The organism is Chamaesiphon sp. OTE_75_metabat_556, assembly GCF_031378165.1.
Lineage (GTDB): Bacteria > Cyanobacteriota > Cyanobacteriia > Cyanobacteriales > Chamaesiphonaceae > Chamaesiphon.
In genome coordinates this window covers 1-1,671 of sequence record NZ_JANNDR010000275.1, presented here as the reverse complement: position 1 = coordinate 1,671, position 1,671 = coordinate 1, and the positions used below count along the sequence as shown (strand labels likewise).

Here is a 1,671-nt window from a genome sequence, read left to right as displayed (position 1 = left end):
GTACGATGGCGATCGATTGCGGCTCAGACAATTTAAGCTATTATTCTTAGTTCGATCTCCTTTCGATCGCTATCGTTCTTGAATTAGTCCAAACACTAAAGATTTCGATCGAATATTATCTTTACTGCCATGTTCACTTTTAATAAAAAATACTTCTATTTTACACTGCTACTATTTGCGATCGAAGTAGGTATTGCGATGTTTGTACATGAGGGTTTTATCCGTCCTTTCATTGGTGATGTCCTAGTAGTTATCCTCATTTATTGCTTAGTCAAAACTTTCGGCAAGATTCGATCGACTACTGCGGCCATATCGGTTTTGGCGTTTGCTGGGACGATCGAGATCCTGCAATCCTTTAATCTGGTTCAGATCTTAGGATTGCAAAATAACAGAATTATGGCTATAGCGATCGGCAGTACGTTTGACTGGAAAGATCTGTTAGCTTATGCGATCGGAACGATGGTAATTTTATGGCTGGAAAAATAGCAGTAAGTTGGATCGATCGAGATAAAGTCTCTAATTAAAATTGTTATTCACTTCAGAATTTCTAGACGAAAGATCGTCAATGTTCTGCAAAAGCTAGGGAGTGAACTCGATCGCCAAATAGCTAATAGCCACCACCATTAGAATTAATCGTCTGTCCGGTAATCCATTGGGCATCATCTGTTGCCAGCCAACCAATTAACCTAGCCGCATCTTCTGGTTGACCCCAACGTCCTTGGGGATTGGCAGCGCGAATGAATTCGTAGAGTTCGGGATCTGCCCAGCCCGTATCAGTTGCCCCAGGATTGACCGTATTGACCGTAATTCCCCGTGGCATCAGATGAGCAGACAAACTCAGCGTCAATTGCTGCAAGGCACCTTTAGAGGCAACGTAGGCTAGTTCACCAGGCATCGGCGCAAGCTGTTGTCCCGAAGTCAGGAGAATCACACGACCGCCAGTAGGTTGGTGATGTTGCGCGGCGAAGGCTTGGGCGAGGAGTAGTGTACCGCGTACATTGATGTGTAAATGTCGATCGATTTCTGATGCTGTCAGTTCTTCTAAATTGCCCATCGTGCTGTAGGTATGATTTGCAACTAAAATATCGACATGTCCAAAAGTTTGTACCGCCGCATTCATAATTTGCGCGGGCACGGCAGGATCGCTAAAATCTCCCTCGGCGTGGGCAATCTTGGTGCCAGATTCTGCTAATGTGGCGATTAATGCCGCTATGCCATCAGCATCGGCTCCCCACTCTCGATCGACATCATAGGGTCTAAAGGAGTGAATAAACACATCTGCACCAAGAGCAGCGAGTCTTTGAGCGATCGCAAACCCGATTCCTTTGCGTCGGCTGACGCCTGTAACTAGAGCAACCCGCCCTTTTAAAACTGCTTCAGGCATAATTTACTTTTGGGCGATTTTCCAAAGGAAAGGCTGCGCCAACGCATATAAGACATCAGAATCGAGAGCTTGAATCTGATTAGCGCGTAAAAATTCTAGATTGGTCGATTTCACCCGCGATTGAGTGGCAGCATCTAATTGGTCAACAGTACCTCTAATCCCGCCACCCATCACCATCGTCCACCAATCTTCAGGTGTTGCGAGTTTATGGGTATCTGTTTCGGCAAATACTTCTACATTCGTCGCACCACCAGACTCTAGCAACGCTTTGAGGGACTCTGTATCAC

Annotated in this window: 2 protein-coding genes and 1 pseudogene; 1 reads left to right on the top strand and 2 read right to left on the bottom strand. The window is 45.7% G+C overall.

The features are described 5' to 3' along the window. Positions 1 to 129: 129 nt before the first annotated feature. Complete coding sequence (locus tag RMO27_RS11215; protein ID WP_309732401.1) at positions 130 to 486, top strand: DUF2809 domain-containing protein; 357 nt, start codon at positions 130 to 132, stop codon at positions 484 to 486. A 121-nt stretch (positions 487 to 607) separates the two neighbouring features. Here RMO27_RS11215 and RMO27_RS11210 read toward each other — a convergent pair whose 3' ends face one another. Together RMO27_RS11210 and RMO27_RS11205 are read right to left on the bottom strand one after the other, a co-directional pair. Next, on the bottom strand, positions 608 to 1,384 hold the full coding sequence (locus tag RMO27_RS11210; protein ID WP_309732399.1) for an SDR family oxidoreductase: 777 nt from the start codon (positions 1,382 to 1,384) through the stop codon (positions 608 to 610). Positions 1,385 to 1,387: 3 nt separating this feature from the next. Continuing rightward, positions 1,388 to 1,671, bottom strand: a pseudogene (locus RMO27_RS11205) (ubiquinone biosynthesis protein UbiE); the annotation flags it as partial.